This is a genomic window from Streptomyces sp. NPDC058751, from assembly GCF_042746485.1.
Lineage (GTDB): Bacteria > Actinomycetota > Actinomycetes > Streptomycetales > Streptomycetaceae > Streptomyces.
This window is the reverse complement of record NZ_JBHYPZ010000037.1, coordinates 93,725-100,612: the sequence shown is the minus strand read 5'-3', so window position 1 is coordinate 100,612 and position 6,888 is coordinate 93,725. Positions and strand designations below refer to the sequence as shown.

Below are 6,888 nucleotides of genomic sequence, written 5' to 3'. Positions count from 1 at the left end.
TGCGTCCGATTTTTATATGAGCCAGCCCCGGACCCGGCGGAGCGGGCGGGCCCCGGGCGGGCCTTCCCCGGCGGGCCGCGGGCCCGGGTCCAGGACACCGGCCCCGGGCCCCGGCCCGCCGCCGGCCGAGGACGGCGCCCTCACCAGACGAACGCCTCGCCCTCGCCCCGCTTCTCGATGCAGTACGTGCGAAAGGCCTGGGCCTTGGCGACGACGTCCTCGTCACCGCTGCGCCGCGCGGCCTGCACGTACCAGTCGAACGCCGCGGTGGCGTGCGCGTGCCGCTCGAAGTGCAGCTCGGCGAACGGACGGAAACCGGCCCGCATGGTCTCGAGGGTGAGCCCGGCGCCGGAGGCGATGAGCTCCTCCAGCTCCGCGTCGGCCGGCTCGGGGCGCTCGACGACCCGGATCGGCTCGGTCGCGGCGACGGTGCCGCGGATCTCGAGGGGCTCCCCGTCGTCCGCGAAGTCCAGGCAGAGCGAGAGCCGGGCGGTGCCGGAGGTGCTGCGCGCGGAGTGCGGATCGGTCGAGTGGATCTTCCACACCTCGCCGCGGCGGATGTGGTAGAGGATGTCGTTCTCGGAGTGCAGCGACTCCTCGCTGGTGCGCAGCGGAACCTGCAGCCGCGTGCCCGGCTTCGCCCACTCCAGGAAGTCCACGTGCGGGGCGATGATCCCCTCACGCAGGGCGAAGACGCGCACCCACTGCAGGCGGTCCAGCGGGAAGTGCCCGGTCACCAGCGACATGATGTTCGGCAGCTTCTTCCCCAGTTCGGTCAGGGAGAGGCTGCCGTCGTGGGGGCGGAAGGCGACATCGGAATCCGCGCCGCTGCCGTTGGCCAGCACATGCGACGACCAGGACCCGAAAGTGAAGGTGTCGTATTCGCCGCCGTACTCGTGCCCGTCGAGGATGGACAATTCCTCGGTCAGGTCGTACGAATCGATGGGCAGTACCGCAAGCCGTTCCGACTTCAGCAAGGAAATCCCCTCCAGCTCATGATTGTCTGACACGCCCCGAAACCACTGGGCGTTCCGCCCGATAACCGCTGGGCGTTCCACCCGATCGTCACCATAATTCTTCCCTGACGGGCAAGGCAACGAAGCTTCGGCGCACACGACTTGCGCCCACCGGCCGGTTCGGCCGCCATCCGTCATATGCTCCGGACGGGGCCGCGAGAACAGCGGACTGTCCTGCCGACAGGACAGCACGATGCCCGCCGGGCGGTCCGCACTGTCATCCCTTGCCCGGCGTTTCCCCGGCCATCTACCGTGGCAGCGCGGTGACTTCGGGCACGCCCGCCGAACGGGCGATCCATCACTTTCGGGTCTGTCGGGTCGCTGCGTCGGCCTTCCGGCAGCGGCGTGGACGGGCATTCCCGTCCGATCGAGGAAGGAAAAGGCTGGAAATGGAAACTTCGCCGAAGGTGGTCAACCGGCAGGACGGGCAGGATGCGACGCCGAAGAACGAGGCGGCGTCCTTCGGTGCGCCGGCATCGCTCGTCAGGGAAGTCTCGGCACTGTGGGCGAAACACTTCGGTGACCGCGAGGTCGGGCCGCAGGACGACTTCTTCGTGCTCGGCGGAAATTCGCTCACCGGAATCAAAATCATCGAGCAGGTGGCGAGGGACTACGGCGTCCAGCTGTCCGTGCGCGACTTCTACCTGGCGCAGACCCCCACCCGGGTCGCCGAGCTGATCGAGCAGGGGAGGAGCAGGACGTGAGGCTGACGCCCGGCCCCGCACGCGACGTCGACCTCGACACCCTCGACCTGTTCGACCTGGACCTGTACACCTCGGGAGATCCGCACCCGGTCTGGGACGTGATGCGGGCCAAGGCGCCGCTGCACCACCAAGTCCTGCCCGACGGGCGGGAGTTCTGGTCGGTCACCCGCCACGAGGACGTCTGCCGCGTGCTCGGCGACCACCGCGAGTTCACCTCCGAGCGCGGCACCACCCCCACCCACGTCGGGATCGACGACCCCGCGGCGGGCAAACTGCTGACCTCCACCGACCCGCCCCGGCACACCGAGGTCCGCCGGCCGCTCGGATCCAAGCTCACCGCCCGGGCGGTGAAGTCCTGGGAGGACTCCATCCGCGGCACCGTCGTGCGCTTCCTGCAGCCGGCGCTGGACGGCGAGACCTTCGACCTCGCCGAACGGGCACTGCTCCTGCCGGCGATGGTCACCGGCCCGCTGCTCGGCATCCCCGCCAAGGACTGGGAGGAACTGGTCCAGCTCACCGCGATGGTGACCGCCCCCTCGGACCCGCACTTCATGGTCGGCCACGAGGCCGCCACCCTGGCCATCTCCCACCACGAACTGGTCAACTACGTCACCGAGTGGGTCAAACGGCGCCGCGCGGCCGGCGGCGAGGACGACACCCTGCTCGCCCACCTCATGGGCGTCAGCGCGGGCGGCGCGCCGCTGAGCGACGAGGAGATCGCCCTCGACGGCTACAGCATCCTGCTGGGCGCCAACGTCACCACCCCGCACACCGTCTCGGGCACCGTGCAGGCCCTCGTCGAACGGCCCGAGCAGTTCGACAAGGCACAGGCCGACCCGACACTGATCCCGAACCTGGTCGAGGAAGGACTGCGCTGGACCTCGGCCGCCTGCAACTTCATGCGCTACGCGGTCGACGACGTGCACATCGCCGGCGGCACGATCCCGGCCCGCGCGGCGGTCGTCGCCTGGATCGGCTCGGCCAACCGGGACGCCTCCCTCTTCCCCGACCCGCACACCTTCGACATCACCCGACCGAACGCCAAGCGGCAGGTCGCCTTCGGGTTCGGGCCGCACTTCTGCATCGGCGCGCCGCTGGCCCGGCTGACCCTGCGGGTCTTCTTCGAGGAACTGCTGCACCGGTTCGGATCCATCGAGCTCGCCGGTGAACCCCAGCACCTGCGGTCGTACTTCATCGCCGGGATGACCCACCTCCCCATCGTCGCGCAGAAACGAAAGACGCCATGACAACCGGCCCCGCCGTCGCCCCCTCGCCGTGGTTCGTCCGGCCGCCCGCCGACCACCCGGCCCGGCTCTTCTGCTTCCCCTTCTCCGGATCGGGCGCCTCCGCCTTCAGCGCCTGGCCCACCGCGCTGGAGGACATCGAGGTCTGCCCGGTGCAGTTCCCCGGCCGCGAGAACCGGCTCGGCCACCCCCACTACGGCACCTACGAGAACCTCGCCGCCGACCTGGTCGAACCCCTCACCCCCCTGCTCGACCGGCCGTTCGCGTTCTTCGCGCACTGCGCGGGCGCCCTGCCCGCCTACGAGACCGCCCTCCAACTCGCCGAGGCCGGACTGCCCACACCGAACTGCCTGTTCGTCTCCGGCCAGCCCGCCCCCCACGACGCCTCCCGCGACCCGATGCTCACCATGACCGAGCCCCAGCTGCGCGACGAGGTCGAGGCGTTCGTCCGCGGCCGGGGCATCGAACCGCGCCCCGACATGCTCGACCTGGGCCTGATGGTCCTGGCCCGCGACCACGCCGCCGCCAAGAAGTACCGGCGCCAGACACCGGTCGCGGTGGACTGCCCCGTCGTCGTCGTGCACTGGCGCGACGACCAGGACGTGACCCTGGCCGACCTCCAGGGCTGGCGCCGGTACGCCGACTCCGTCGAGTTCCGGGTGATCGACGGCGGCCACTACGACTTCATGAACGCCCCCGACGAACTGTCGAAGCTGCTGACCCGCTGGCTGTGAACACGCTCCGGCCGCCCACGGCCCCGAGCACCCCGGCCGCGCGCGTGCCCGCCGTACACCGAAGAAACCGGAAGGAACACCCATGAGTGGCGCAGCCACCGATGTTGCCGTGATCGGGATGTCGTGCCGCTTCCCCGGGGTGCGCGGCGTGGCCGAGTTCTGGGACCTGCTGCGCGAGGGGCGGTCGACCATCGGCACGTTCCCCGGGCAGCGGGCCGCCGACGCGCAGTCGACGTACCTGTCCCACCCCGACGCGGCCACCCTCGGCTCGGGCTCGTTCCTCGACTCCGTCGACGGCTTCGACGCCGCCTTCTTCGACACCGCGCCCGGGGAAGCCGCCGCCATGGACCCCGTGCAGCGGCTCGGTCTCGAGCTCGCCTGGGAGGCCGTCGAGGACGCCCGCCTGCCCGCCGCCGCCCTGGCCGGCCGCGAGGTCGACGTCGTGGTCGGCGCCGGCTCCTCCGGTTACGAGATGCTGCGCAGGCTGTCCGGCAGCGACCGGGACGACCGCCACGCCGCGCTCGGCTCCAGCGGCGCGCTGGTCGCGAACCGGATCTCGCACCTGTTCGACGTCCGCGGCATGAGCCTGTGCGCGGACTCGGGCCAGTCCTCCTCCCTGGTGTCGCTGGCGCTGACGTGCGAACGGATCCGCGGCGGCGCGGCCGACATGGCGATCGCGGGCGGCGTGCACCTGATCGTCGACCCCGAGGCGGGAGCCGGGCTGGCGAATCTGGGCGCCCTGTCGCCCGACGGCCGCTGCTTCCCCTTCGACGCACGGGCCAACGGCTTCATCCGCGGCGAGGGCGGCGCGTTCGTCGTGCTGAAGCGGCTCGACCTCGCCGTCGCCGACGGCGACCACATCTACGCGGTGGTGCGCGGCTGGGGCGTCCGCAGCGGTGGCGCGTCCTCCCGGATGCCGGACCCGAGCCCCACCGGGCAGGCGTCGGCCGTGCTGTCCGCCGTGCGCCGCGCGGGCGTCGCGTTCGAGGACGTCGACTACGTCGAGGCCCACGGCACCGGCACCCGGCTCGGCGACCCGGCCGAACTGGCCGGCCTGCGGGAGGTGTTCCGTGCGACCGGCCGCGGCCGCCCGCTGGCCATCGGCTCGGTGAAGGCGAACGTCGGCCACCTGGAGCCGGCCGCCGGCATCGTCGGCTTCGTGAAGGCCGCGCTCTGCGTGGACCGCGCCCACCTGGTCCCCCACCCGGACTTCACCGCCCCCAACCCCGCCGTCCCCGACTTCCACGACGACTTCGACGTCCCGCGCGCCACGCGGCCCTGGCCGGGCGAACCCGGCCGGCCGCGCCGGGCGGGGGTGTCGTCGATCGGGATGGGCGGCACCAACGCCCACGTCCTGCTCGAACAGGCCCCCGCCCTGCCCGCCGAACCCCCCGCCGCCCGCGCCGGCGTGACCCCGGCGGTCGTCTCCGGCGCGGTGCCCTGGGTGCTGTCGGCCCGCTCGGAGCAGGCCCTGCGGCAGCAGGCCGCGCGGCTGCACGAGCTCGTGAGCGCCGACGCGTCCTTGTCGGCGGCCGAGATCGGGCACTCGCTCGTCGCGACGCGGTCCTCGTTCGAGCACCGGGCCGTCGTCCTCGCCGACGACCGCGAGGAGGCGCTGGCCGGCCTCGACCTGGTGGCGGCCGGAGGCGCGGCGGCACGGGCCGTGCGCGGCACCGCCACCACGGCCACGGGCCCGGTCGTCTTCGTCTTCCCCGGCCAGGGCTCGCAGTGGCTGGGCATGGGCAAGCAGCTGTACGCCGAGTCCGAGGTCTTCGCCCGCGCCATCGACGCCTGCGCGAAGGCGCTGGAGCCGTGGCTCGACTGGTCGCTGGTGGACCTGGTGACCGGGGCGGAGTCGGCGCCGTCGCTGGAGCGCGGCGACGCCGTCGTCCAGCCCGCGCTGTTCGCGATGATGGTCTCCCTCGCCGAACTGTGGCGGTCCCTGGGAGTGGTCCCCGACGTGGTGGTCGGGCACTCGCAGGGAGAGATCGCCGCGGCGTGCGCGGCCGGTGCGCTCTGCCTGCAGGACGCGGCACGGGTCGTCGCCCTGCGCAGCCAGGCGCTGACCGCGCTGGCCGGCCTGGGCGGGCTGAACGCGGTCGCCGCGCCCCTGACCTGGGTCGAGGAGCGGCTGGTCCGCTGGGCCGGGCGGCTGTCCGTGGCCGCCGTCAACGGACCGGCCTCCGTGGTGATCGCCGGAGACCTCCAGGCCCTGGAGGAGTTCGCCGCCCGGGCCGCCGAGGACGGCGTCCGGGTCCGCCGCGTCAAGATCGAGTACGCGTCCCACTCCCACCAGGTCGAACGCATCCGCGACCAGGTCCTTGAGGCCGCCGCCGGCATCACCCCGCGGGAGACGGCGGTGGAGTTCCACTCCACCGTCACCGCCGCACCGCTCGACACCCGCCGCCTCGACGCCTCGTACTGGTACGACAACCTGCGCTCGACCGTCCGCTTCGGCGAGGTCGTCGAGAACCTGATGCGCGAACGCGGCGGCGTGTACGTGGAGATCAGCCCGCACCCCGTGCTCCAGGTGGCGATGGAGGAGGCCGCCGACGCGCTGGCAACCGCGCCCCCGGTGGTGGGCACCCTCAGCAGACACGACGGGAGCGCGGGCAAGGTCCTGGCGTCACTGGCCGAACTGCACGTGCGCGGTGTGCCGGTGGACTGGACGGCGGTGTTCACCGCCCGGCGGCCGCGCCGGATCGGCCTGCCGACCTACGCCTTCCAGCGCCGGCGCCACTGGCTGACCGCATCCGCCGTCACGAACGACGAGGCGCGGCAGGCGGACGGCCGGGGCGCGCGCACGGCGGGCCCGGACTCGCCGTCGGCGGCCCGCGCCCTCGTGTGCGCCGAGACGGCCGTCCTCCTCGCCACGAAGGGCGTGGGGCTGACACCCGCCGATCTCGAGGCGCGGGCGGCCGACACCTTCAAGGCCCTGGGCTTCGACTCCTCGATGGCGGTGGAGCTGCGCAACCGGCTCAACGCGGTGGCCGCGGTGCGGCTCCCGGCCACCGTCGCGTTCAGCTACCCCACTCCGCAGCAGCTCGCCGACCACCTCTTCTCCCTCCTGCAGCCGCCGGCCCCCGACGCCGCGGAGCCGGTGGAGGAAGCAGGCCCGGAAGACCGTAGCGACGACGATCTCTACGCCTTGATCGACCGCGGATACCTGTAGCCGCACCCGTTCTTCTAA

The 6,888-nt window shown here is 72.6% G+C and carries 5 protein-coding genes; 4 read left to right on the top strand and 1 reads right to left on the bottom strand.

Going from position 1 to position 6,888, the window contains the following annotated elements; genetic code table 11:
* Positions 1 to 140 precede the first annotated feature (140 nt).
* Complete coding sequence (locus ACFW6B_RS29795; RefSeq protein WP_386600746.1) at positions 141 to 1,010, bottom strand: putative nonproteinogenic amino acid hydroxylase; 870 nt, start codon at positions 1,008 to 1,010, stop codon at positions 141 to 143.
* Between the two features lie 395 nt (positions 1,011 to 1,405).
* Here ACFW6B_RS29795 and ACFW6B_RS29790 point away from each other — a divergent pair, with 395 nt between their 5' ends.
* The 4 genes from ACFW6B_RS29790 to ACFW6B_RS29775 all read left to right on the top strand — a co-directional run bounded on the left by ACFW6B_RS29790 (position 1,406) and on the right by ACFW6B_RS29775 (position 6,870).
* Positions 1,406 to 1,720, top strand: a complete 315-nt coding sequence (locus ACFW6B_RS29790) for a phosphopantetheine-binding protein (protein WP_386600744.1) — start codon at positions 1,406 to 1,408, stop codon at positions 1,718 to 1,720.
* A complete protein-coding gene (locus tag ACFW6B_RS29785) occupies positions 1,717 to 2,967 on the top strand; it encodes a cytochrome P450 (RefSeq protein ID WP_386600741.1) in 1,251 nt (416 codons plus the stop codon). The genes ACFW6B_RS29790 and ACFW6B_RS29785 overlap by 4 nt, the downstream gene beginning before the upstream one ends.
* The gene (locus ACFW6B_RS29780) at positions 2,964 to 3,698 is read left to right on the top strand and encodes a thioesterase II family protein (RefSeq protein ID WP_386600739.1); all 735 of its coding nucleotides are present in this window, start codon (positions 2,964 to 2,966) and stop codon (positions 3,696 to 3,698) included. The genes ACFW6B_RS29785 and ACFW6B_RS29780 overlap by 4 nt, the downstream gene beginning before the upstream one ends.
* An 82-nt stretch (positions 3,699 to 3,780) precedes the next feature.
* Positions 3,781 to 6,870 (top strand): type I polyketide synthase, encoded by a 3,090-nt coding sequence (locus tag ACFW6B_RS29775; RefSeq protein ID WP_386600737.1) that lies wholly within the window; start codon positions 3,781 to 3,783, stop codon positions 6,868 to 6,870.
* Positions 6,871 to 6,888 lie beyond the last annotated feature (18 nt).